This window comes from Clostridium sp., assembly GCF_036639235.1.
Classification (GTDB): Bacteria; Bacillota; Clostridia; order Clostridiales; family Caloramatoraceae; genus Clostridium_AB.
In genome coordinates this window covers 37165-62564 of the sequence record NZ_JAVWJB010000010.1, presented here as the reverse complement: position 1 = coordinate 62564, position 25400 = coordinate 37165, and the positions used below count along the sequence as shown (strand labels likewise).

The 25400-nt window shown below is 33.1% G+C and carries 26 protein-coding genes and 1 tRNA gene; 5 read left to right on the top strand and 22 right to left on the bottom strand.

Going from position 1 to position 25400, the window contains the following annotated elements; all coding sequences use genetic code 11:
* Window positions 1-56 precede the first annotated feature (56 nt).
* Window positions 57-131: transfer RNA gene (locus RR539_RS04715), tRNA-Glu, on the bottom strand.
* Window positions 132-416: 285 nt separating this feature from the next.
* Window positions 417-1037, bottom strand: coding sequence for a peptidoglycan-binding domain-containing protein (locus tag RR539_RS04710; RefSeq protein WP_332473609.1), 621 nt, complete (start codon window positions 1035-1037; stop codon window positions 417-419).
* Between the two features lie 116 nt (window positions 1038-1153).
* On the opposite strand from RR539_RS04710, the gene RR539_RS04705 reads away from it, so the two are divergent.
* Window positions 1154-1399, top strand: a complete 246-nt coding sequence (locus tag RR539_RS04705) for a peptidoglycan-binding domain-containing protein (protein ID WP_332473610.1) — start codon at window positions 1154-1156, stop codon at window positions 1397-1399.
* Between the two features lie 64 nt (window positions 1400-1463).
* Here the strand turns inward: RR539_RS04705 and RR539_RS04700 are convergent, their stop codons facing one another.
* Window positions 1464-2657: a M20 metallopeptidase family protein gene (locus RR539_RS04700; protein WP_332483574.1), complete on the bottom strand. Its 1194-nt coding sequence runs from the start codon at window positions 2655-2657 to the stop codon at window positions 1464-1466.
* A gap of 241 nt (window positions 2658-2898) precedes the next feature.
* The gene (locus tag RR539_RS04695; protein ID WP_332473612.1) at window positions 2899-4188 is read right to left on the bottom strand and encodes an adenylosuccinate synthase; all 1290 of its coding nucleotides are present in this window, start codon (window positions 4186-4188) and stop codon (window positions 2899-2901) included.
* Window positions 4189-4297: 109 nt separating this feature from the next.
* Here RR539_RS04695 and RR539_RS04690 point away from each other — a divergent pair, with 109 nt between their 5' ends.
* Window positions 4298-4558, top strand: a complete 261-nt coding sequence (locus tag RR539_RS04690) for a hypothetical protein (protein WP_332473613.1) — start codon at window positions 4298-4300, stop codon at window positions 4556-4558.
* Between the two features lie 34 nt (window positions 4559-4592).
* On the opposite strand, the gene dnaB is transcribed toward RR539_RS04690, so the two are convergent.
* Window positions 4593-5936, bottom strand: coding sequence for a replicative DNA helicase (gene dnaB / locus RR539_RS04685; RefSeq protein WP_332473614.1), 1344 nt, complete (start codon window positions 5934-5936; stop codon window positions 4593-4595).
* Window positions 5937-6196: 260 nt separating this feature from the next.
* Here dnaB and RR539_RS04680 point away from each other — a divergent pair, with 260 nt between their 5' ends.
* Complete coding sequence (locus RR539_RS04680; RefSeq protein WP_332473615.1) at window positions 6197-7345, top strand: hypothetical protein; 1149 nt, start codon at window positions 6197-6199, stop codon at window positions 7343-7345.
* Between the two features lie 105 nt (window positions 7346-7450).
* On the opposite strand, the gene RR539_RS04675 is transcribed toward RR539_RS04680, so the two are convergent.
* The 14 genes from RR539_RS04675 to yedF all read right to left on the bottom strand — a co-directional run bounded on the left by RR539_RS04675 (window position 7451) and on the right by yedF (window position 18123).
* Window positions 7451-8530, bottom strand: a complete 1080-nt coding sequence (locus tag RR539_RS04675; RefSeq protein ID WP_332500232.1) for an ABC transporter substrate-binding protein — start codon at window positions 8528-8530, stop codon at window positions 7451-7453.
* A gap of 32 nt (window positions 8531-8562) precedes the next feature.
* Window positions 8563-9336, bottom strand: a complete 774-nt coding sequence (locus RR539_RS04670) for an ABC transporter ATP-binding protein (RefSeq protein ID WP_332473617.1) — start codon at window positions 9334-9336, stop codon at window positions 8563-8565.
* Complete coding sequence (locus tag RR539_RS04665; protein WP_332473618.1) at window positions 9329-10342, bottom strand: FecCD family ABC transporter permease; 1014 nt, start codon at window positions 10340-10342, stop codon at window positions 9329-9331. The genes RR539_RS04670 and RR539_RS04665 overlap by 8 nt, the downstream gene beginning before the upstream one ends.
* 632 nt (window positions 10343-10974) lie before the next feature.
* Window positions 10975-11415 (bottom strand): 50S ribosomal protein L9, encoded by a 441-nt coding sequence (rplI, locus tag RR539_RS04660; protein WP_332483575.1) that lies wholly within the window; start codon window positions 11413-11415, stop codon window positions 10975-10977.
* A complete protein-coding gene (locus RR539_RS04655; RefSeq protein ID WP_332473620.1) occupies window positions 11412-13403 on the bottom strand; it encodes a DHH family phosphoesterase in 1992 nt (663 codons plus the stop codon). Before RR539_RS04655 ends, rplI begins: the two co-directional genes overlap by 4 nt.
* 28 nt (window positions 13404-13431) lie before the next feature.
* Window positions 13432-14391 carry a DUF2232 domain-containing protein gene (locus tag RR539_RS04650; protein ID WP_332473621.1) on the bottom strand — a complete coding sequence of 320 codons (960 nt, stop codon included), beginning with the start codon at window positions 14389-14391 and terminating at the stop codon, window positions 13432-13434.
* Window positions 14392-14418: 27 nt separating this feature from the next.
* Window positions 14419-14748: a MazG-like family protein gene (locus RR539_RS04645; RefSeq protein WP_332473622.1), complete on the bottom strand. Its 330-nt coding sequence runs from the start codon at window positions 14746-14748 to the stop codon at window positions 14419-14421.
* A gap of 207 nt (window positions 14749-14955) precedes the next feature.
* Window positions 14956-15201: a 30S ribosomal protein S18 gene (gene rpsR / locus RR539_RS04640; RefSeq protein ID WP_332473623.1), complete on the bottom strand. Its 246-nt coding sequence runs from the start codon at window positions 15199-15201 to the stop codon at window positions 14956-14958.
* A gap of 30 nt (window positions 15202-15231) precedes the next feature.
* Window positions 15232-15684 carry a single-stranded DNA-binding protein gene (locus tag RR539_RS04635; protein ID WP_332473624.1) on the bottom strand — a complete coding sequence of 151 codons (453 nt, stop codon included), beginning with the start codon at window positions 15682-15684 and terminating at the stop codon, window positions 15232-15234.
* 21 nt (window positions 15685-15705) lie between these two features.
* Window positions 15706-15990 carry a 30S ribosomal protein S6 gene (rpsF, locus tag RR539_RS04630; protein WP_332473625.1) on the bottom strand — a complete coding sequence of 95 codons (285 nt, stop codon included), beginning with the start codon at window positions 15988-15990 and terminating at the stop codon, window positions 15706-15708.
* 97 nt (window positions 15991-16087) lie between these two features.
* On the bottom strand, window positions 16088-16288 hold the full coding sequence (locus RR539_RS04625; protein WP_332473626.1) for a DUF951 domain-containing protein: 201 nt from the start codon (window positions 16286-16288) through the stop codon (window positions 16088-16090).
* A 6-nt stretch (window positions 16289-16294) separates the two neighbouring features.
* Window positions 16295-17143, bottom strand: a complete 849-nt coding sequence (locus RR539_RS04620; protein WP_332473627.1) for a mechanosensitive ion channel family protein — start codon at window positions 17141-17143, stop codon at window positions 16295-16297.
* A gap of 145 nt (window positions 17144-17288) precedes the next feature.
* On the bottom strand, window positions 17289-17546 hold the full coding sequence (locus RR539_RS04615; RefSeq protein WP_332473628.1) for a DUF3343 domain-containing protein: 258 nt from the start codon (window positions 17544-17546) through the stop codon (window positions 17289-17291).
* 1 nt (window position 17547) lies between these two features.
* Window positions 17548-18123, bottom strand: coding sequence for a sulfurtransferase-like selenium metabolism protein YedF (yedF, locus tag RR539_RS04610; protein WP_332473629.1), 576 nt, complete (start codon window positions 18121-18123; stop codon window positions 17548-17550).
* A 195-nt stretch (window positions 18124-18318) separates the two neighbouring features.
* Between yedF and RR539_RS04605 the strand changes: the two genes are divergently transcribed.
* Window positions 18319-19170, top strand: coding sequence for a phosphatase (locus RR539_RS04605; protein ID WP_332483576.1), 852 nt, complete (start codon window positions 18319-18321; stop codon window positions 19168-19170).
* 12 nt (window positions 19171-19182) lie between these two features.
* A complete protein-coding gene (locus tag RR539_RS04600; RefSeq protein WP_332483577.1) occupies window positions 19183-20058 on the top strand; it encodes a phosphatase domain-containing putative toxin in 876 nt (291 codons plus the stop codon).
* Window positions 20059-20130: 72 nt separating this feature from the next.
* Here the strand turns inward: RR539_RS04600 and RR539_RS04595 are convergent, their stop codons facing one another.
* The 3 genes from RR539_RS04595 to RR539_RS04585 all read right to left on the bottom strand — a co-directional run bounded on the left by RR539_RS04595 (window position 20131) and on the right by RR539_RS04585 (window position 25143).
* Window positions 20131-21795, bottom strand: coding sequence for an N-acetylmuramoyl-L-alanine amidase family protein (locus RR539_RS04595; RefSeq protein WP_332483578.1), 1665 nt, complete (start codon window positions 21793-21795; stop codon window positions 20131-20133).
* 137 nt (window positions 21796-21932) lie between these two features.
* The gene (locus tag RR539_RS04590) at window positions 21933-22580 is read right to left on the bottom strand and encodes a diphthine--ammonia ligase (protein ID WP_332473634.1); all 648 of its coding nucleotides are present in this window, start codon (window positions 22578-22580) and stop codon (window positions 21933-21935) included.
* 1 nt (window position 22581) lies between these two features.
* Entirely contained in the window at window positions 22582-25143 is a 2562-nt protein-coding gene (locus tag RR539_RS04585; protein ID WP_332500231.1) for a 3'-5' exonuclease, read from the bottom strand.
* Window positions 25144-25400 lie beyond the last annotated feature (257 nt).

Sequence of the window (25400 nt, the reverse complement as noted above, 5' to 3'; positions counted from 1 at the left end):
TGTGACCCCCTGCTTGTAAGGCAGGTGCTCTCCCAGCTGAGCTATGCTTCCATATATGGTGACCCCTAGGGGAATCGAACCCCTGTTACCACCGTGAAAGGGTGGTGTCTTAACCGCTTGACCAAGGGGCCATATTCCTTAGTCACCAGGGCATTTGCCCTATCGACAAGATTTATAATACAATAAACTCAAATTTATGTCAACACTTTTACAAAAAAAATTTGAAATATTTTTCAAAAGTAAAATTAGTAAAATTAAAGATAAAAATGTCAGATAATAACGGGTAATATATATGTTTGTAATTATATAGATTTCTATGCCTAAAAATGTGTGTGAAATAAGTTTTTATATATAACTATGCTAAAAATAAAATAGGAGGTATATCACTCCCCAGTAATTATACCCCTATTAACTATTTAAAATGCTACCCATACCTTAGGTCCTGCTATACCATCCTGCGAAAGACTCTTGTTTCCTTGAAAAGTTAATAATGAGCTATGTGTTCTTGACCCAAATATCTCATCTATTCCCCCTGGGTTATATCCCCACTCAGTTAATAGAAACTGTAACATAGCTACCTGCTTACCTCTACTAATATGATTATACCCAACATATGTACTGTCTATTGGGAATGTATACCAAAGCCTTTGGTAGTAAAACTTCATAACCCTATTCGTCATATCTCTATATACTTTAATGTCGTTAGTATCTACTAAATAATTTCTTTTGTTAGTTAATACCTTTACCATAATCTTGTCACCAGGCTGTGGGGTTATACCAGCTTCCCTACACTTAGCTTCATAATCTAATTTTACATTATCAGGTGCTGTTTCATATGTATACTCTACATACTTACCAGATATTCCTATAGTATTAGTTGAAAGGTTTAAGTTATCTACTTCCTGCTTCATTTCAGGTGACATTTGATTATAGTGGACACCAGGTGAACCTACTACATTTGCAAATGCAGTTGAACTTAGTGCTACTAAAACAATAGTAACACTAATAATAAATTTTGATAAAAATTTTAAATTCATGAAAGTTACCTCCTTTTTTTAAATATTTTAACAGAAAAACTATAAAATGTTTAATATTTTTTTAATTTTATTTAACATTTTCTTGCAAATATAAAAGTAAATTAATATCACGGAATATGTTTAAAAATGTAATTTATGTATATCCTTTATATGATACATATGTTGGCTACAAATTTATTTCAAGAGGATATGAAGTTGCTGCAGTCCAATTCCATCTTACTAAATATAGATTAGAACCAGGTCCAATAGATGAAATATTTGGTTCTAAAACACACTCAGCACTTTTGAAATATCAAAGTCTAAAAAAACTACAATGTGATGGTATTGCAGGACCTCAGTTTTGGTTAACAGTCGGTCCTTAAAGCCCATTTAACAAATTTTTATAATAAGAAAGCCTTAGAAAAATATGTTTTTCTAAGGCTTTTTTTATTCTGTTGTATTATTTAAATAGTCTATTATTACTCTAGCAAAAATTGCTGCAGCAAATGGCACTACCTTTTCATCTATTTTAAATCTAGGACTATGTAGCCCCTCTACAGCACCTTCTCTTTCATTATATGTTCCTATATAGGCATATAGGGATGGTACAAGTCTTGAAAAACATGAGAAATTTTCCCCTGTCATTGAAGGCTTTTCTATAAGCTTAAGCTTTTCCTTGCCCATCATATCCTTACATGATTCACAGAAAATGCTTATCATTTTCTCATCATTTATAACAGGATAGTATGATAATTCACTATAAAAATCAACTTCTCCTTCATTAGCCTCTACAATAGCCCTAGCAAGGGATTCTATTTTCTTGCTAACTCCATGGTTAATTTCATGATCGCAACTTCTAATAATACCCTTCATAGTACATTGTTCTGGTATTATGTTAAATCTATCTCCACCTGCATTCATTGAACAAATAGACACTACTATAGGTTCAAGTGATGATATGTTTCTACTTACAATAGATTCAACAGCACCATAAACCTGATGTGCCATAGATATAGGGTCTATTGTGTTTTCAGGAAGGGCACCATGTCCTCCCTTACCTTTAATTTTTATGCTAAAGTTAGTAGAACATGCCATAGCACAACGCTTAGCAATACCAATTTCACCAGACTTTAAACTAGGCCAAATATGACCTGCTATTGATGCTGTAACCTTAGGGTTTTCCATTACTCCATCATCAATAATCCTTTGAACAGCCTTAATTCCCCCACCTTCTTCACATGGTTGGAATAAAAGCTTAACACAACCTGAAAATTTGTGTTTAAGGAGCATTAGCATTTTAGCTGCTCCAAGTGTCCATGCTATATGTGAGTCATGACCACATGCATGCATAACACCTTTAACCTTAGATTCATAGGGTTCTCCAGTTTCCTCCTGAATAGGTAGGGCATCAATATCAGCTCTTAAAAGAATACACCTATTATTATCTCCCTTAAGTGTCCCTTTAATTAATCCTACTACTCCAGTTCCTCCTACCTCATGGACATCTTCAAGGCCCATTTTTATAAGCTCTTCTTCAATTAGCTTTGAGGTTTTAAATTCTTTAAACCCAAGCTCCGGATTTTCGTGGACTTTTCGGCGTATATCAATAATATACTGCCTTAATTCCCGGGCTAAATCCAAAACTTCTTCTGAAATCACTTTAATCAACTCCTAATTTTTAAGTAATATAAACTTGTCTACTTTTATTGTATCACTTAAACACCAAAAAGTGCTTAAATAATAGTTAAATAACAAGATTTACAGGCAAATTATTAACTTCTCCCCAAAATATAATATATAAACATAACCAAAACTTATTCTATATCACAAACAAATAAATTAATTTATAGTTGGCTGTTAATAAAATCAACAGCCAAAAATTCTATAACTCTTTATCTTTAATTATTGTTTCTTCACGATTTGGTCCAACAGACACAATAGAAACATTGCACCCTGTAAATTCTTCAATAAATTCAATATACTCCATAGCCTCAGGTGGAACCTCATCATAAACCTTGGCCTTAGCAATATTATCGTCCCAGCCCTTAAACTCCTTATAAATAGGTTTGCATTTTGCAAGATCTTCAAGAGATGCTGGGAAGTAATCAATAATATTTCCATCTAATTCATATCCAATACAAACCTTTAAAGGATTAATACCAGAGAGAGTGTCCATTTTAGTTAGGGCTAAGCTTGTAAGTGAGGATACCCTAACCGCATACTTTAAAATAACAAGGTCAAGCCATCCACACCTTCTACTACGTCCTGTTGTAGTTCCATATTCAAATCCTTTTTCCCTAATATGTTCACCTATATTGTCAAATAACTCTGTTGGAAATGGTCCTTCTCCAACCCTTGTTGTATATGCCTTACACACCCCTACAGCAGAATCAATAGCAGTAGGTCCAATTCCTGCACCTACACATACTCCTCCTGAAATTGGGTGGGATGAGGTTACATAGGGATATGTACCATAATCTATATCAAGTAAGGTTCCCTGTGCCCCTTCGAACAATACCTTATGACCATCTTTAAGTGCATCATAAACAAGAACTGTAGTATCCTTAACAAATGGAGCTATAATATCTCTATAACCCATAAATTCTTCATATATAGAATCTACACTAAGCTCCTTTGCACCATAAACATTCTTAATAATGCTATTTTTAACTTTAAGAGATTCAATTAACTTAGCCTTAAACACATCTGGCTTTAAAAGGTCACAAACCCTAATTCCACTACGTTCGTGTTTGTCCATATAACATGGTCCTATTCCCTTTTTAGTAGTTCCAATGCTTTTTTCCCCCCTAGCATCTTCACTAATACCATCTAAAATCTTATGGTATGGCATAATTAAATGTGCCCTATCACTAACAGCAAGCTTAGTAGGAGTTACCTTAAGTCCTTCTCTTTCTAAATATCTAATTTCTTCTATAAATGCAATAGGGTCAAATGCAACTCCATCTCCTATAATACATAAACAATCATCATTAATAATTCCTGAAGGTGTAAGGTGAAGCTTATATGACTTATCTCCTACCTCAACAGTATGACCTGCGTTATTACCACCTTGATATCTAACAACAAGCTTTGCGTTATGGGCTAAAAAATCTGTAATCTTTCCCTTACCTTCATCTCCCCACTGGGCACCTATAACAACTAATCCAGACATATAATCCTCCTTAAATTTCAATAGTAATTATAGGTTTCTCACATAACTTAGAAAGTATTCCTAATATTATTGGCTAACTATTAATATACTTAAAAATAGGAGGTGATATATGGATTATTTAGATAACTTTACTCCTGAAGATTTAATGATAATTTCAGCTATATTAGCCATTGAGCTAACAAAAGACAAAACTGATCGAGAAATAGAAGTTATTGCAAGTATTGCACTTTCTGTAGCTAACCTTATGTTTATATCTGCTAATGTATATAGAAAAAATTATGGATCTGCTGATGCGGAAAACCAAAATGATATTTTTTCAAGTGATTCTAGCCAATTTAATATTAATACCCACATGAGAAAAAGACGTTAAAAATGCTCCTTAGAAAAATTCTAAAGAGCATTTTTTATCCATTATGGTATTTATCTAGGTCGCGGAATCTTGTGTATTGTCCAATCCAAGCAAGTTCAACAGTACCAGTTGGACCATTTCTCTGCTTAGCTATAATAACCTCAGCAATTCCCTTTTTCTCTGATTCCTTGTCGTAATACTCATCTCTATATAGGAACATAACAACGTCAGCGTCCTGTTCTATAGACCCTGATTCACGAAGGTCAGATAGAATAGGCCTATGGTCTGCTCTAACTTCAGGTGCACGGGAAAGCTGGCTCAGTGCAATAACTGGAGCTCCCATTTCCTTAGCTATAGCCTTTAATGATCTTGATATTTCAGATACTTCCTGCTGTCTACTTTCACTACTGCGACTTCCACTCATAAGCTGAAGGTAGTCAATAATAATAATATCTAATCCCTTTTCGATTTTCAGACGACGACACTTACTTCTAAGCTCTGATATTGTAATACCTGGAGTATCGTCTATAAATATTCTAGAACTAGACATAGGGCTTGATGCACGGCCAAGTCTTATCCATGATTCATCATCAAGATCTCCAATTCTAAGCTTTTGCATGTCTATATTAGCCTCTGCACAAAGCATTCTGTATACTAGCTGTTCACGTGACATTTCTAGGGAGAATATTGCAACGCTTTTTTCTGCACGAAGCCCTGCGTGAAGTGCTAGGTTAAGTACGAAGGCAGTTTTACCCATTGAAGGTCTAGCTGCTATAAGTACAAAATCTCCTTTTTGGAATCCACTTGTTCTAGAGTCAAGATCTCTAAACCCTGATGGAATACCTGTAACATCACTTTTACTGTTATAAAGCTTCTCAAAATCAGCAAAACTTCTCTCAATAATTCCACTTAAATGCTCAAAATCTGAGCTGTTTTGTTTCTGTGAAATATTAAATATATGCTTTTCTGCATCTGATAAAATATCCTGAACCTCAAGATTCTGGTCGTAGCATTTTTCCATAATACTATTAGATGAATCTATAAGTTTTCTAAGTGTAAATTTCTCCTCAACAATAGTAGCGTGTGCCTTAACAAGTTCCTCTGCGGTTGTTTCAACTCCACCTACAAGTTCTGAAAGATAGGTAACACCACCAACATCCTCCAGGGTCTTATCCATTGTCTTTAGCTGTTCAGTAATAGTTACAACGTCAACAGGAGTGTCATGGTCATATAAATATGTAATCGCACTATAAAGTGTTTTGTGCTGGTCTTTATAAAACTCGTCTCCCTTTAAGATTTCTGTTGCAGCTGCAATAGCATTTTTGTCTATAATCATAGACCCTAAAACAAGCTGCTCCGCCTCTATATTAAAGGGAGGCACTCTTAATCTTTGTTCCAAAATAATAGCCCTCCTCAAAAAATCGTATTATCTACATTTTAACATATTTTTAGTTTGCGGTTTATTTTTTTTCTTATTCCTAGATTATAATTATTATTATATTTATTTTGAAGGGATTAATATTTGCTTTTAAGTAAATAAACATTTATCTATATTTCATATATACTTTTTACAAATTTATCATTTTTTCTTCGTAATTATTGAAATTTTTACCTTTATATTGTAATATATATATAAATACATATTTTAGGAGATATATTATGGTTAAACTAATCAAGAATAGGATAATACTCATACCTATTGTTATTTTGCTTGTAATTATACTTTTAGCAATTAACCCACTTGTATTTGCCAACAACTCTCCAGCTCCCTCTGAGGATATTCTATATATAACCAATGAATTTTCCTCTAATAATTATAGGGAAATCGACGTAGATAATAAGGTTTTACAAGTTAAAGTTAATCCTACTAAACCTAATCAAATAGCTAAGGTAGAAAATGACTATGGGGTTATTATAGACTATAACCTTTTAAATAACTCACAGGTAGAAAAGAACTTTAACTTTTTATATATGCAATCTAATTTTGATAGAAAAATTATTATAACCGGAGACAATATTAACTTAAGTAAATTATATGATAAACTTAATACTCATATAAAAATTAATAAATATCCTCAAATAAATTACACTGTTGATTATAGTTCTAATTTAGATATGAAGGTAATTGGTTACTGCCTTTATAAGGGGTTAGATAATAAGCCTAAAATTGTAGCTATAAGACGTGATATGAATAATCCTAAAGAGGATATTGACCTTTTTATATATGCTATGAAAATGAATTTCGAACCGAGTCTAGATAGTGTTACATATAAAAATAGTATGATTCTTAGTCAATATCACTTTTTAGATTGTTATAAAACCGTTAATATTGCTTATTCTTGTCTTACATCTAAGGCACCTAATTCAACTAATAACAGTCCAGTATACGAACTATATACACCTGTTAAAATAGACCCTAGTAATACTCTTCTTTACGGTGTACGGGATATTAACCTTTCCCATTCTTCCTTATATAATGCTAGTATTTATGATTATATGCCCCCAAAGTCAATTGGTAAATTTAAATTATTAAGTGGCCTTAGTACTGAACCTATTACACATAATAACAATAATTCACCTATAGATTCTAATGTTATTAGTGGTGGTATTTCTTCTTCATATATTGACTGGCTATTTCAGTCGAAATTGATTTTTAATTCATTAATATTTAATCCTGTTACAGAATATAGAGGTAGTAGTATTACACTAGGTAATCAATTCAGGTTATCTGTTCCTATTTATTCCTATAAGGGTAAAGGATTCTCCTCACAGGATTCACTAATAAGCACAATAATTGAATTTAAATAATAAAAAAGGTTGATTCAAAATATTTTTTGAATCAACCTTTTTAATGACTTAATATAGATAATTTAGTAATACTAATCAGTATTTTTTATACCTTATATGTAACAATTATTTTAGTAATAAGCTTGAGTTTTTAAGTAGCTCCCTTGCATCATCTACACTTAAATTATAGTTATAGAATAGTCTATAGAATTCTTGAACCTCGTATAGCATATTATACTTATATACCTCTGGATATATAAGATTTCCTAACCACTTAATTCCTATAACACGGTTAACTGAAGGTGGTCTACCCATAAAGTTATATGGTCCTATAGGTACCTCGTACACCTTACCATTCTTTACAGCCTCAAGATCTTTCCATACCTTATTTTCCTTAATTCCTGGATATACGCTTTTAGGACCAAACATTAATACATCTGGCTTCCATAGTATTACCTGCTCTATTGTAACTTCCTTACCACCTGAGCTTTTATCTCCACTTACATCTGCAACATTTACTGCTCCAATAATTTCTATAACATCTGCTTGAACTGAACCTACAGGGTTAATTTCAAGTCCTGTTTGTCCATCACCATAGTAAATTCTTTTCTTATCCTTTTCAGCTATTAATGATGCCTTTTCCTTAGCTTCATTAATAGTATTCTCTGTATATGTAGCAAGCTTCTCTGCTCTTTCCCTATCTCCCATAACCTCACCTAGTGTTCTATATGCCTTAGGTAGTGTATCCATTGTTGCCTCTATGAAAACAACAGGAATTCCAAGCTGTTTTTGAATCTTATCAAGGTCTTCCTTAATACCCTTTTTCTTTTCTCCCATGTCTATAATAACATCAGGCTTAGCCTTTATAATTTCTTCCACATTAAGCTTTGCATTCTTGCCATAAATCTGACCAAATACAGGCTTATCTAAATGCTTTTTATCTATGTATTTTGACTCTATTTTACTTGGCTCCTTAGCCCATCCAACCATTTTGTCTGGATTCATAGTGTATAGATAAACCTGTGCAACTACTCCACCTGAAGCAACCTTGTTAACCTTCTTTGGAATCTCTACTACTCTACCACTTGAGTCGGTAATTGATACAACATCTGCTGAACCTGTCCCAGCCTTACTGCATCCAGCAAAAATCGAAACTGATACTGCTAAAATTATTATTATTCCTATAACCTTCTTTAATGAATTCATTTATTTCCCCCCTTAAAATTATATATTCTCCACTAGTCTAAAAGTGGAATACATACTTTATAATTGTTTCCCTCTGCTTCAATGTCTACCATAGTAGAACTTACCTTGTAGATCCTTTTAATCATTTCACTATTAATAATCTTCGAAGGCTCACCAAATGAATCTATTACTCCATTTAGCATAACTAAGGCCTTAGCTGCGTAAAGCAGTCCATGTTCTGGATTATGGGTTGAAATAATAATTGTATATCCCTTTTTAGATAGGGAAGTTATCTCCCTCATAACCCTTATAGAGTTACCATAGTCAAGGTTGGCAGTAGGCTCATCCATAATAAGCAGCTTAGTGTTTTGAGCCATAGCCCTTCCTATTAGAACAAGCTGCCTTTCCCCACCACTTATGTTTTCATACCCTCTATAGGCAAGACTCTCAATGCCAAGCGACTTTAATATACCCTTAGCAACTTCTTCATCTTTAGAGGTGGGGCTACCCCCTTTTAAATTAACCGTCATTCCCATAAGAACAACATCTATAACCCTATAATTAAACACTATGTTGTGACTTTGAGGAACATATGCTATAAGCTTCGCCATTTGACTAGGCTTAAGATTTTTTATATCCTGTCCGCTTATAAATATGCTACCTTTAGATGGCTTTAAAATCTTAAGCATACACTGAAACAAGGTTGTTTTACCTACTCCATTCGGACCAAGAAGACATATAACCTCCCCCTCTCCCCCTTCAAAGTTAATTCCACCTAGAACTTCTTTATCTTTATATGAAAATGATAAATCCTTAACTTTAATCATATTTTTTACCTTCCCTAATAATTAAATATAAGAAAAATGGCGCTCCAATAAATGCAGTAAGTATACCTATTGGAACCTCTGCTGTTGAAATAGTTCTTGCAAAATTATCTACTATAAGTAGGAATCCTCCACCAAGTAAAATAGATGCTGGAATCATATATCTATAGTCTTGTCCAACAATCATTCTTGCAATATGGGGCATAACAAGACCAACCCATCCTATAAGTCCACTTATAGAAACACTGGCCGCTGTAATCAATGTGGCTCCAGTAATAACAACCATTCTAACAATCTTAGTATTCACTCCTATACTTCTAGCCTCCTGCTCTGACAGAGTAAGTATATTAAGCTTCCACCTTAAAAAAATAATAGGCGCTAGTCCAATAACCATAGGAAGAATAACAAACCCTATATCCTCCATACTTACTGAGGATAAGCTCCCCATAAGCCAATATGTAATAGCTGGAAGTGTATTATCTGGGTCTGCAATAAGCTTTAAAAAGGATGTTGCAGATGAAAATAATGATCCTACCATAATTCCAGCTAATATAATTCCAATAACCTTGTTGTTAACCTTAACACTTATTATGTAAACAACAATTAAGGTTATAATTCCAAAGAAAAATGATGAAATTGAAACTCCAAAATAACTAAACCCACACAGAATTCCAAGTGCAGCACCAAACCCAGCACCTGCTGAAGCACCAAGTACATCAGGTGACGCCATAGGATTTCTAAATATACCTTGATAAGCAGCACCTGCACATGCAAGGGCACCTCCAATAAGCAGTGCACCTATAACCCTAGGTAACCTAACGTTATAAATAATAGTTACAACCTCAGGGCCTACATCTACCCCCTCCATATAAGGAGCCACAAGTCCCAATATTAATTCCCTAGGACTAATAGGATACTTACCTACAGCAAAGGATAAAACAAATACCACAGCAACTATAATTCCTAAAATAACTAAAACCAAACCACGTCTATCTCTCAAAGCCTCCATAAAACACCTACTATTATAAATTTCTATTTCAATTCGTTATACTATTCAAAACATAACGTCAAATCAAAAATATCACAATCCCCCTTTTATGTCAATGAATCTCCAATTATGGAAGCCCATATTTAACAAATCACAACCCCCTAGTCATTAAATACTATATACGCAACCTAAATACACTAAGCCTTCCACCATATTAAAATTACCCTAGCCTTCGACTAAAAAATATATTCCCCCTTACATCCACACTTTTAAGTTTGTACAGCATAATATAAATTGAGTTTACCTATTCTAATTTAAGCCCCGCTTTTAGGCTTTTTCAAAGCCTTACCTAAACCTTCCATACTATTGAATTACCTACATAATAAGACATGGCTTATTTGTACAACTTCAAATAGCCAACTTTAAGCATAAAAAAGACTACACCAAACAAATTGATGTAGTCTTCATATTCATTAACTAAAATTAATTTTAATCCATGTTCGAGGGGGACATGTGCCCCCGCTGAACATACCTTATGAGGACCCAAGTGACAAGCTTAGCTTGGCGCGCAGTAGCTTTAGCGGTCCTCGGCAAACCTCATGAAAAGCCTGATTTTCATGAAAAAAGGTTGACCTTTAGGTCAACCTTTTTTGTTATGCTATGTTAACTTTTAGCTTACCTATTACTTCTGGGTATACCTTAACATCTACTGTGTATACTCCAACAGTTTTTATGGCATCCTTAATGTCAACCTTCTTCTTATCTACCTTAATTCCATGTTCCTTCTCTAATGCCTCAGCAATATCCTTTGACGTTACTGAACCAAATACTTTCCCATTATCTCCAGTTTTAACCTTTAGGCTAACTGTAAGATCTGAGATTTTCTTTGCAAGTTCCTTAGCTGCATCTAATTCCTCAGCTTTTCTCTTAGCTTCAGCAGCTTTTTGAAGATCATGTGACTTCATATTACCTGTTGTAGCCTCTACTGCAAGTCCCTTTGGAAATAAGAAGTTTCTTGCATATCCATCTGAAGCATTAATTACTTCACCTTTTTTACCAGTTCCTTTAACGTCAGCTTTTAGTATTACTTTCATTCTTTGTCTACCTCCTGCTCAAGATATTTATCAATAGCATCCTTAAGTATGCGATTAGCATCTTCAATTGAGGTATCATATAACTTAGCTCCTGCTATAGTCATGTGACCTCCTCCACCTATGCTTTCAAGTATAACTTGAACGTTAATATCACCAAGGGATCTTCCACTTATTGTAACATTGTTACCTGTAGGAGCAAGTACAAACGATGCTTCTATCCCCTCTATCTTCAGAAGCTCATCTGCTGCCTGAGGAATAGATAGATAATTCTTAACGTTACTAGTATGTGATACTATAGCAATCCTATTCTCAACCTTTGCACTTGATACTATTTTAGATCTTTCTACGTAGGTTTCAAAATCATCAGCTAGAAGTTTTTTAACTTCTATTATATCTGCACCCATTCTCTTAAGATATCCTGCAGCTTCAAATGTTCTAACACCTGTTTTAAATGCAAAGTTCTTAGTATCCATATAGATACCTGTCATAAGAGCTTGAGCCTCTGCTTCTAGAAGAGTTGGCTTCTCACTCATATACTGAATAAGTTCTGTTACCATTTCACATGTAGATGAAGCATATGGTTCTATATAGCTTATAGTAGCATTGTCTATAAAGTCAACACTTTTTCTATGATGGTCAATTATAAATATATTGGATACCCTATCAAGTAGGTCTGGGAATTCAACAAAACTCTTCCTATGTACGTCTACAACAATTATAAGTGGGTCCTTCATAACAAGTTGAATAGCCGCATCATTATTAATAAATACATTTTGGTATTCATCATGCACCATAAGCTGTTCAATCATCTTCTCTATACCTGTGTTAACCTTGTTAAGCAGTATATGTGCATTCTTACCACGAAGCTTACACCCTCTATACATACCTATTGCTGCACCTAGTGCATCAACATCAGGTGTATCATGTCCCATAATAATTATTTCACGACTTTGGTCTATTAGCTGTGCAAGACCATGGGCCATAACCCTAGCCTTAACCTTTGTACGCTTCTCAACCTCACGTGACTTTCCTCCATAGAATGAAAGTTTATCTCCATCTTTAATAACTGCCTGATCTCCACCACGTCCAAGGCAAAGATCCTTAGCTGCTATTGCATGTTGATGAACATCATAAAGTGTATCACCATTTTTCCCTATACCTATACTTAATGTAACAGGTATTTTATTTCCTTCGTCAATTTCACGTACATCATCAAGTATGTCAAACTTCTTCTCAATTAAAATATCAAGATATTGATTTTCCATAATAATAACGTATTTATTGTCGTCATACTTTCTCATTACACCATTAAGTGAAGCTGTAAAATTGTTAATATGTTTATCAACATCAGCTATAAGAGCAGGTCTTTTGTCCTCCTCTGTGCTTTTGGTAACCTCATCGTAATTATCAAATTCTATAAGTGCAACAACACATTGTGTTTTATAGTGCTCTTTTTGAAGCTCATAATACTCTGATTTATCAATGAAATAAAGTATAAATAGGAATTTATTCTCTTTCTTATTAGGATCAACTTCCACCTTAGAAATTAATATATTGTATGTTTTATCTTCTATAACAACATTATTAATAAATTCTTCGTTACGTTGAACTATTCTCTTAGGGTGAAAATCCTTAACAAGGGTGTTAATTCCCTTACCGTAAATATTAGCAGTTGCTATCTCAGTAAATCCGTGGTTACCCCAAATAACCTGTGAATCTGAGTTAACAATAGCCAGTGGAAGTGGAATTTTTGAAAGTGTGTTTTTACCTGCAAGATCAATATCAGATGAAAGGTCCTCTACTAGTCTTCCCCATTGATCTCTACTCATCCTATTGTTTTTAAAGTTGTAGATAAGTAAAGCTGTAAAGGCTACCAATCCTATTGCCCCTATTACCTGATTATAATATATTACAACTGTTATTAAAGCTGCTATCATTACTAGATAAACCTGGGTCTTCGGTAAAAACCGTTTAAATTTATTATCCATATCTAACCTCCGTTATTTCTGGAGACAGTTATTTCTTTCCAAGCAATTTCCTTCTGTTACTGTCTAGACCTCTAAAATTAAATGCATATTCAAATAATCCTACAAAAACCAAAATATTAGGTAATAGCAGTAATACTACTCCTGTAATTAAACCTGCTACCCCTGGCTTAAATTTTGCATCTATTAAATAGTATGCAATAACCGCTAGCCCATTAACCACAAATAAAATAACAAATACTAACCTAATAGCAAATCCAAATGGATTTAACTCTTCTCCACCAGTAAACATATTAATAAGTACTAATATCATTACTGGAAAGGCTACCTTTGATGGAATAAACCATGTACTAAATCTTCTAATAGGCTCTATATTTATTTTTAGCCTTATTAAAACTTTCTGAGTTAAGCTATACCATATAATACCTGAAGCAGCTGATCCTATAATCATAAACCCAGGAAAGGCAAGACCTATTAAATCTCTAACCTCACTTAGGTTGTTCCCATATGGAATCATATCAACCGGTACCCCAGCACCCTTTAATACATTTATGTTTTGTTCAAACATACCTATAGTTAAATCAATATAATTAGATATTAAATCAACACCTGTAATTACTTGAGATATTTTAATAAATAGCCCAAACAATACAAGGTTACTCATCCCTAGAACTATTATGGTTACAACAGTATTATATTTTTTCGATATACAAAATCCTAGAATTACCCCTATAACTCCACTTAATGTAATGAAGCTCATCCCCTGGACTATTCCTAATGAAATTGATATTATAGCTGTAGCCGCTGCAGCCCCTATTAAAGCATACTTTGGACCATATTTTAAGTATATTAATACTATTGGTATATGGGCCACAAACATAGCTATTAAATCAACAACAGGTAGAAATCTACCTAGGGCAAATATAACAACGGTTAAAGCTACTAACATAGCCGATGTAACTAGTGCTTTAGTGTCTTTTTGATTGCTCATTTAGCTCCTCCTTTTATAAGGAAAATACTATAAATTTCTAATTTCTTTAAGGTATGCTATAAGACTTGCGTAGTCGTGTTCTCTTCTTTCAGACTCATTATCCTCTAGAAGCCCAACCTTAAGCTTATCCATTATCCTCTTATCTATTTTATCATAACTAATACTAATTCGCTTACTAATCAGGTAAGAGCATATGATAATATCTGCAATTTCGTCTATAATTTCGTCGTTATATGCTGTGTTCCCCCTAGACTTATGCATAGTGGAAAAAAGGTCAGCTACAAACCCAACTAGGCATGTTTTGTAACTATCTATAGTATTCATATTTCCTATTATATCGAAACTCTCTTTGTTCATTGAATATCCCTCCTACTTAGAATAAGTAAATCCTGTAACCACATACAAACAATGTTATTTGTATTATTCTACAAGCTAAGGTGATATCCTTTATATTTTATAGTATAAAAACGGCTTAAATATAATTAATAAATATATTAACTATATTTAAACCGTTTATCAACCTGTATATAAAACAAAAATGCCCCATAATGGGGCATTAATATCCTATTCAGTAGTGAAAGGTAGTAGTGCTACGTTTCTAGCTCTCTTGATCGCAATTGTGATCTCTCTTTGATGCTTAGCGCATGCACCAGTGATTCTTCTAGGAAGAATCTTTCCTCTTTCAGTTACATACTTCTTTAGTCTACCGATATCTTTGTAATCGATACCAGCTGATTTATCTGAACAGAAAGCACATTGTTTTTTCTTCATTCTTCTTTGCTTTCCGTTTCCTCTTCTAAAGTCTGCCATGGTTTTCCCTCCTTACCTTGTTAAATTAGATTAAAATGGAATCTCTGAATCATCCGTTGGGAAGAATCCGTCTGAGTTATCTGGTTCAAAAAGTCCGCTTCCCTGAGGAGCTGGCTCTGAAACTTGGCTGTTCGCTCTATGGGCAGGAGCTGAACCTTCCTTATTTCCCCAATCTAGGAACTTAACCTCATCTGCATTGATTTCAGTAGCATATCTGTTACTTCCATCTTGAGCTTGGTATTTTCTAGTTTGGATTGATCCTGAAACCGCAACAAGTCTACCCTTTGATAGGTTGTTAGCTACATGTTCTGCTAGCTTTCTCCAACAAACTATGTTAATGAAATCAGCTTCACGCTGACCATTTTGAGAAACATAGTTTCTATCTACGGCTAATGAAAAAGTGGCAACTGCATTGCCCGATCCCGCTGTGAATCTTAGTTCTGGGTCACGAGTTAGTCTGCCTATTAAAAATACCTTATTCATTAAAACACCACCTTGAAGAAATTAGTCAATATTAACGATCATGTGTCTAATTACGCTATCAGTAATTCTCAGAATTCTATCTAATTCCTTAGGTAATTCTGGACTTGATGTGAAATTAACTAGGAAGTAGAAAGCTTCGCTGAAATCGTTGATTTCATAAGCAAGTCTTCTCTTACCCCAATCGTCAACGTTGTCGATAACGCCACCGTTACCTTCAATTACACTCTTAGCTTTCTCTGCAGTAGCTTTAACCTCTTCATCTGTAAGGTTAGGTGCTACTATTAGTACTAATTCATACTTGTTCATTTACTTACACCTCCTCCCCTTGGACTATGGCCCGATATCTCGAGCAGGGATACAACAGTATCTACTTTAGCACAAAAAGCATTTTATGGCAATAACATTAATTGCTATCTATTGCTGATTTTACTATTTTTTTAATTGACTTTTCGAACTTGCTACGAGGTATCATAACTATTCTCTCACAGCCAGTACACTTAATTTTAATATCTGCCCCAAGTCTTATTATTTCCCATGTTTTACTGCCACATGGATGTGTTTTTTTAGTTTCTACAATATCATGTAGATTAAACTCCTTAACCAAACCCCTCTACTCCTTTTCATTAACGTATACCATTTTTTGGTATGGCATTTGAACGCCTTCAAGGTCAAAACTTTCCTTGATTCTACGTCTTATTTCTACCTCTGCTTCCCATTGTTTCATAGGCTCTGTTCTAGCAAGTATTCTAATTGTAACTACTGTTTCTGTAATACTAACAACCCCATATATGTTAGGTCCCTCAGTAAAGTAGTTACAGTCCTTTTTAATACCATCTAAAACTCCCTTAATAATATCTAAAACCCTGTCTAGGTTCTCATTGTATGATACTTGAACATCTACAAGGGCTCTCATATCTCCCCTAGACTTGTTTGTTACTGTTACAATCGAACCATTAGGTATAATGTGAAGATCTCCTGAGAAGTCACGTATCTTAGTAATCCTAAGACCCACAACCTCTACAACACCTGACATCATATCTATTGTTATATAGTCACCTACTGCAAATTGATCCTCAAATAGTATGAAGAATCCTGAAATAATATCCTTAATAACGTTCTGTGCACCAAGACCTATTGCAACACTTCCTGCCCCTGCTACTGCTACAATTGTACTAGGTGGTACTCCCATAACTTGAAGAGCCCATATAATAGCAACAAAATAAACTACATACATGGTTATGTTTTTAAGTAGTTCAGTAAGAGTCTTTTTCTTTTGTTCACTAGTTTGGATTCCTAACTTACTTTGATTTTTAAAGAACTTCTCTATTAACTTATTAACTATCTTAGTAGTTATTTTAGCTAAGATAAATATTAATATAATATTACCTATAGTAAATATTACGTCGATAATTTGGTCGTTATCTATAAGAAACTCTTTAATCATACCTCTTATATCCATACTCTTCCTCCTTAGAACATTTTATCCTTAAACCCTAGCTTTCCTAGCTAGATGTTAACTTTTGAATTATATTATACCACTAATAAAACCTAATAAAAATGACCTAAAAATCTTACCAATTAAAGATAATTTAGGTCATAAATTGCTATATCTCTGTAATCCTCTTATCAGTTCCTACCCCTTCAAATTGGTAGGCCTTCTTAATTCTAATAGCACCATTATTAACAAGTGACATAATCTCGTCTCTGTTCTCTGATAATGTTTTAATAGAAAGTCCACAGCTAAGTGTAATCTCCCTTGGTGTAGGTATTATTTGATGCTTAATATCCTTTGATTTAAAAACTGACTCTGTCTGCATAGCAAAATTAACACTTTCGAATGTAACAACTAAATACTTATCCATACTATAAACTAATTACCTTTCTTGAGCTCTGTAGATGTTCAATAATAGTGTACATATTAGTTATGCCACCAACCTGAAGCTCATCCTTAAGATTGTAAAAATCAAGGCATGTTCCACATGATAATATAGTAACTCCAGCTGCCTCTAGACTCTTAAGAGTTTCTAGAACATCACTACCTGAAGTTGTAAGCTTAACACCTCCGTTAACAAATAATATTGCTGAAGGCATATTACTCTCTGAAAGTGCGTACATAAAGCTCTTCATTAAAGCTTCACCAAGTACATCATCACCTGATCCGAAAACAGACTTGCTAACTAGAATAACCTCGCCACCTTCATCACTATTATTATCAGTAGCTTCTATAATTATTCCATCTGTAATTATTGAGAATTCTCCATTATTTTCTTTAATTTCGTGGCTAACACCTTGTCCATTTAGGAATTTAGATACGTTTTCACGTGCAACTTCATTATCAACTAATATGTTTAAAGCCTCTCCTTTAAACTCTTCAATTGATTTTTTAGTATTTATAACCGGCTTTGGACATTCAAGTCCCCTGCAATTTACTATTCTCATGTGTATGCCTCCCTTAGTTTTCTCTTCCTTTAAATATAAATATATACCTTATGTCTAATGGTTTCAAAGCACTAAAGTTTTTTTCTATAGTATATACCATTTCCATAGATAAAATCTATATTCAAATCTTTTACAATTATAATATTTATGTTTTTAACAAATACTATATTTACACTTAAGATAAGGAGGATTTTTATGACTAAAAAATTCATATATACCTTGATAATTATATTAACAATAAATACTTTTTTTTCACCTACAATACATGGATTTAGTACTTATTCAAATAAACCTAATTCTAACTATATTGTCCTTGATAGTCAGTCCCGAGGTATACTCCCAAATAAGTTCAGGATAGATGATTCACTTAATATATCCGGTAGTTCACAATTTACACCTGAGGAGCTACCTAATATTAAAAATAAAATTAATCACCCGAGTATTAGCATTATTGATTTAAGACAGGAATCACATGGGTTTATTAATGATATTGCTATATCATTTTATTCCCCTAGCCTTAACCTTAACAACGGTCTTACAACATCTAAGATATTATCTGAACAAACAAAACTTCTTGCAGGTATTCCTCTTAATAGGAGAATAACTATTTACCACAAAACCCTACGCCCTGCACTTAACCCAGTTGCTGCGTCTATATATAACGAAGGTGAACTATGCCGCAAAAACAACTTTATATATGTAAGGCTACCTGTTGACTGTAGTGGAATTCCAAGTCCCGAAACAGTTGACCAGTTTGTTGCCATGATGAAGTATAAGGTACATGATAGCCACCTACACTTTCACTGTGATTCAGGGGAAGCTCGTACTACTACCTTTATGACTATGTACCAAATATTTCGCCAGGGCGGAGAAACCTCACTTACCCAGATAATTAACTCACAAATAAGCCTTGGAGGATCTAACATTTTAGATAGTAGTCATAGGGCTGACTTTATTAATGAATTTTATAACTATATTAACTCTAATAAATCATCAAATTACAGGGTGCCCTATTCTGTATGGATTACCCAATCAAAACTTAGATAGGAGATATTATTTATGAAGCCTTTTAAAAAATTGTATGCATTTATTCTTGCTCTTGTATTGTGCTTTGGATTATTTAATTTTACTGTAAGTGCATTTACTAAGGACACTACACCATCAGGTAATTATATTGTTTCAGACACAAATTCTACTAACCCTCTTCCTAGTAGGTTTAGAATTGACCCATCACTAGGCATTTCAGGTAGTGCAGAATTTACCCCTCTTCAGCTACCTGTTATGAAAACACAAATTAACAACCCTAATATTATTATTGTAGACCTTAGACAGGAATCCCATGGCTATATTAATAATGCAGCCATAGCATTCTATAATCCTAAGGAATATATTAATAATGGTATGGACTCTAAGCAGGTTATGGAATCAGAAAAAGCTATGCTTGCTACTATTCCACTTAACAAAGAGGTTCCTATTTACCATAGAAAGGGAACATTAAAATCTAAGGTATTTGTTTATACAGTTAATAGTGAATCTAAGGTTGCAGCTGATAATGGAATTGGTTATGTTAGGGTTCCAGTTACAGATACCTATATACCAAGCCCACAGGTTGTAGACCAATTTGTAGAATTTGTTAAAGGACTTAAACCCGGTACACACCTACACTTCCACTGCCTAGCAGGTCAAGGAAGAACAACATCATTTATGGCTATGTATAACATGCTTAGAAATGATGATAACCTAAGCCTTGATAAAATTCTTGCTCGCCAAATTCAAATAGGTGGAATAGAACTTATGACTTCACCTGTACGTAATGATTTTATTAAGGATTTCTACAAATATTCAGTAGAAAACAAAGCAAACGGATACAAGGTTCCATATTCTAAATGGACTAAACTCCCATTTAAATTAGCCTCTAATAATCCTCCACAATAATAAAAAGGTTATTCCAAAAATATTGGAATAACCTTTTTGATTACTTTAAACTAACTAATATCTATGGAGTTTTTATTGTATGGCTTTTATTATTCCATTATATATACCCTGTGCAAACTGCTCCTGTGAAATAGGTGATTGAAGCTTTGGTAGGTCTATTAAACTATCAATAAAGCCTGTTTCAACAAGTGCTGCTGGCATAGTTGTACCGTTTACCACAGCCCAGTTTGAATGGTTTTTAATTCCTCTGTCCCTCATAGCTGTTTCTTTAATTACTTCTGTCTGAATATTTCTTGCCAGTTTATAATCCTTGTTAGGATTTTTTTTGCTATATAAGGTTTCAGTTCCATATCCGTTTCCATCAAAGCTATTACAATGTATTGATACAAACATATTAGCACCATTATTATTAGCAAATGTATATCTATAATTTAGTGAATTAGAACTACTTGTACTATCCCAGTTAACAAAGTCATCATTATCCCTTGTATACAATACGTTATAACCACCGTCCTCAAGTAGTTTTCCAAGCCTTTTAGATATTTGTAAGGCTATTGTTTTTTCCATAGTACCATCTATTTTAGATACTGCCCCCGGATCATATCCCCCATGACCTGGGTCAATTACTATTAATTTCTTTAGTGGTGCTGTGTTTTTCCCCTGTATAACTATTTCCTTTGAATCTTCATATACATCTGAACCTATCCATGATCTTTTAGAACATATTAATATTCTATTACTTCCAGATTCTAAGGGCTTATCAAGCTTAATTATAACTTCACTTTCTGAGGGATTTGGCCCTATATATGAAGAAGCATCAACCCACTTCTTTTTACTATTTGAATATATAAGAGCTTTATAACTTAAATTACTTCCATCTCCAGCTTGTCCTATCACTTTTATTTCTGGATTTGTTCCTACAATATCACCACTAGATATATTCTCTAGCGTGTTAATTCTAGATATTTTTGAAGCATTACACTGAATATTAACTACCTCTTTACTAAAGCTATCATATCCTCCCTTATCACTTGGAGGAATTCCTGCTCTTTTTACCCATATACTAAAACTATTATCTCCGTACTGAAGTGGCTTATTTATAGTTATTGCTTTTTCCACATTAGGATCACAGGAACTACTATAACCACCTCCTACATCTTCCCATGATTTTTTAATACTTGAATATAAATAAATTGAGTATTCTACATTACTACTTGAGTTAGATTTTAAATAAATAGTTGGACTTTCTCCAATTGCCTTATTTTCAATTCTAACACTGGATACGTTTGGCATAATATTTTGTGATCCACTTATATTAATTTTATAGCTTAAAAAGTTATCATATCCACCCTTATCAGATGGCTTCTTACCTGCCCTTTTTACCCATATACTAAAGCTATTTTGTCCCTCATGTAGTGGTATATTAAGATTTATTCTTGTTTGACTTGTCCCTTTAACAGGTGCTGTATATCCATTAGATGCGTTAATCCATTTTTTAGCTGTTGGTGAATATAAATATATGCTGTACTGAACATTAGAATTTATTGTAGATGTAAGATTTATAGTAGGTCTCATACCAGACTTTAAACCCTCTTCATTATTAAATTTAATAGTTTTTATCTTTGGTAATGGTTGTGTTTCAGCTAATATATTTTGAGCAAAAATAATTCCTGATAAATTAGCCAACACCATAGTAATAACTAGAACACATATTAATCTTATTTTAAATTTTTTCATATTTACCTCCTATTTATAAAATTTTTACATATTAATACAAATAATATTATAATTTCTATATTTTTAAAACACTAATATAAAAAACAGCTATACCTAGTTGTTTTTTAAACAATTCTAGTATATAGCTGTATAATTTATTACCAAATATTTATGGCATATGAGTATTCTGTGTTTACTACCTTACCTTGATTAAATATTATTTTCTTATTGAAGAGTGGCCCATCATATACAAATGTATGGTATTCTCCATTTTCTCCACATGGATCAGCTCCACATTTTTCTATAAAATCAATTTCACTTCTAGTTAATGGTCTACCTAGAATAATCGGGTTAAGTTTATGCTGCTTAGATACAGCCTTAATTATTGCTTTAAATCCTAAATCAACAAATTCATAGGCAAGCTTTTTTCTGTTTTCCTGCCATAGTGGGTGAATACATTCAATTTCTGAAGCCATGCATCTATCACTACACCATGTTCTGTGCTCCTCAATATCTATATCCCCAAACACGCAGCAGTCAGCTCCCATTTGCCTAGCCTTTATAAGTGACTTTTCAAATTCTTGTCCATAACTTGATTTGTTATGTTTAGACTTAATAAGTGGAATATTAAGTGATGAGGATATCTTATTCAGTAAATCCTCATTAACTCCATGTAGCCATGAACGTGTATCATCCTCATAAAAGTTAACTATTAAAGCAATAGGTATATTTCCTTCCTTTATCATTCTATATAGCGCAAGTGTACTATCCTTACCGCAGCTATAACTTATAGCAAATTTTCTCATGTTATTCTCCTATATCACGTTTAATATAATTCATTGGTATAAGGTCTACAAACCTACTAGGGCTACTAACCCTTCCTCCGCTAAATGTATTACAGGTTAAAAATAATCTTTTCTTAGCCCTAGTAATAGCAACATAAAAAGTTCTTTTTTCCTCATCTAGGTTTTTAGATTTAATAGCCATATAACTTGGAAATTTATTATCCTGTAATCCAGCTATGAAAACGTTTTCATATTCTAATCCCTTTGATTGGTGAACAGTTATAATAGGTATTCTAACCCTTCCACTTCTCTGAATAATAATTCTTTCAAGTTCTCCATTTGATAGTGCTGTCATTTTAAGAACATCAAGTAGTGCATCTCTATAACACTTATCCTCATCATCATAGTCCTTAATAAGCTTATAAAAATCCCTTAATCTTTCTATTTTCTCCTCTTCCTTGTATATTGAACCAAGTTCAAAGTTTCTAATTATATAATGTATAATATCATGTGGTCTATTATTAATTGCAAAATTAAATAAATCATTAAGCTTATTATTTATTTTGCTAAAACTTTTAATATGCTTACTTATATACCCTATTCTCTCAAGGCTTGTAGGAATAATATCCTCTTTAATAGCCCTAACTAAAAGTTCTGAAGTTGCTAGAATATCATTCATTGCATTATGGTCTGGAATATTTTCAACCTTAAATAAATTACTTAAAGTTTCAAGCTTATGGTTAATTAAGTTAGGGTGAAATCTTCTATATATATCTAGAGTATCATAGAAGGATTTAAATTTAGGAGAAGTAGCTCCTAGCCTCTTACAGTAGCTAGTTAATATATTAATGTCATACTGAACATTGTGCCCTACTATAACACTTCCACCTGAGAAGTTTATAAAATCTTCTAATACTGTCTTTGGGTCTTCGCCCTTATTGTCTATAAATTCATTAGTAAATCCATGAACAAGTGATGAATCTGAAAGGTCCCTTGTTGTATGTAAGAATCTTTCAAACCTTTCAACAACCTTACCTCTTCTGTTTATTTTAATAGCTGCTATTTGAATTATTTCATCCTCAGTTACATCTACCCCTGTACTTTCAACGTCAAATACAATTATGTTGTCCTTATTGTACTCCTCAATAAGACTTGTAAAATACTCACCTTCCATTGTTTTAGAATCAAGGAAATCACATAGGGTAATCCCAGCCTCCCTATAACCTTTACTTTCTATATCATTTATTGTTTTATCGCCAACCCCAAGTGGTATTCTCTTAAGAATTCTCTTAAAACTAAGACTATCATTAGGGTTAGCAATTAACTTAAGAAAACTTATAATATCCTTAACTTCAAGTCTTCTAAAAAACCTAAACTGGTCAACTAACACAAATTCAAATCCATCCTTAGAATTTTGAATGTACTTAAGTTCTTCACTTAGTTCAATTGTATAATTGTTATCCCTAGTTAATATACAGCTAGCTCCAACATCTACACCCTTGTTTTTAAGCTCTATTATTCTATCATAAATGTACTTAGCCTCATTATATAAACTCATATTCTCCCTAAAAACTATCTTATCTCCACTATCATTTGCCATAGATTCTAACCCATCTTTATAAATTAGATTAGCCTTATCTGCAAATGCATTAATAAGATAACCCATTGAGGCATCAGTTAGGTTCTTAGTAGCCCTATAATTCTTGTTAAATGTAATATCTATAGGTGAATACTTATTTCTAAACATATTAAAAATTACATTAGGATCAGAACCTCTCCAACCGTAAATTGTTTGAAATACGTCTCCACATATAAGAATATTATTACTACCGAAAACCTTTTCTATAATTGAGTATTCCATAGTACTAGTATCTTGAACCTCATCTATATTAATGTACTTATACTGGCTTTGTAGCCTTTGACAAACCTTAGGGTTTTTAAGTATATCCCTAGCCTTAATTAATAAATCATTAAAATCTAACCCATGGTTATCTGCCAGTAGCTTATTATATTCTTTAACAAGTCTTACTCCATCACCAATAAGGAAATTTCTAAGGTCAGTATCTACCCTACCCCTTTCCTTACATATATAGTTAATATCCTCAATATTACTTTTGCAAAGAATAGGCATTATACTATCGTACTCAACCTCTGCCTTAAGTGATTCTTCTTTCATTAGGTTTATAAATCTATATACAGGATCAACCTTAAATCGTCCTATATTCATTCCCTTTATTATTTCACGACAATCATCTTCATCAAAAATAGTAAAGTCTGTATATATATCTGTATTTCTCTTAGCCTCAGCCTTAACTATATCAAAGCAAAAACTATGGAAAGTTCTTATTGTTATCCCCTTATAGTTTGCCTTTAAAATTGACTTAACCCTCTCATCCATTTCCTTAGCTGCCTTATTAGTAAAGGTAATACATAGAACCTGTGATGCCTTAGCCCTACCCCTACTTATAATATTAGCTATTCTTTTAGATAAGGTGTCAGTCTTTCCTGTACCTGCTGATGCTAATAGAATAATATTATTATCTATCTCATTAACTACCTGTTGTTGCATTTCATTAAGAGCCATATTCTCACCTCTTTTTAAATATTACCTATATTATACTTTAAAAAATTTAGCTTTACCCTCTCCATTTCCTCCTTTATTTTTACATGTTTCTTAAAATATCTATTAATTTCCCAAAAATATCTTATTTATTCACCATAACTAGAAGGACTTTCCATATATGTGTAGAATTATACAAATAGACCAGTACAACCATAACCTCTTTTTTTATTTGATTGAGTACTGGTACAGTTTCCTAGAAAAGTTAGGATATTTGTTAA